Source organism: Acinetobacter sp. 24-47-67 (genome assembly GCF_056779735.1).
This window is the reverse complement of the sequence record NZ_JBWYIK010000027.1, coordinates 1-544: the sequence shown is the minus strand read 5'-3', so window position 1 is coordinate 544 and position 544 is coordinate 1. Positions and strand designations below refer to the sequence as shown.

The 544-nt window shown below is 41.4% G+C and carries 1 protein-coding gene; it reads left to right on the top strand.

The annotated features are described in order from the left end of the window. Positions 1 to 544 (top strand): GA-like domain-containing protein (locus tag AC1M9K_RS14495; protein WP_481589637.1); only part of this gene is annotated, 544 nt, incomplete at both ends.

Sequence of the window (544 nt, the reverse complement as noted above, 5' to 3'; positions counted from 1 at the left end):
AAGCTAAGCATGATGAATTGGTAGAGGCAATTGCTGCTAAAAATGGTGTGATCAGTCCAGCAACGCAAGCTCAATTACAAGCGATCAAAGATCAATTAGATGCGTTGAAAGATACAGCACAAGGCTTGGTAGATGCATTACCTGCATCAGCAGCTAAAGATGATCTAGATGCTCGTTTAGATGCTCTAGATACAGCTTTACCAGTAATTAATGATTTAAATGGTGATGGTGTTGTTGATGCTGCCGAAGCTGCGATTGCAGCAGCAACACAAGCGGTTCAAACTGCAGAAGCTAAGCATGATGAATTGGTAGAGGCAATTGATGCTAAAAATGGTGTAATCAGTCCAGCAACGCAAGCTCAATTACAAGCGATCAAAGATCAATTAGATGTATTGAAAGATACAGCACAAGGCTTGGTAGATGCATTACCTGAATCAGCAGCTAAAGATAGCTTAGATGCTCGTTTAGATGCTCTAGATACAGTTGTACCAGCAGTGAACGATACAGATAGCAATGGTATTGCTGATGATGTTGATGCCGCGAT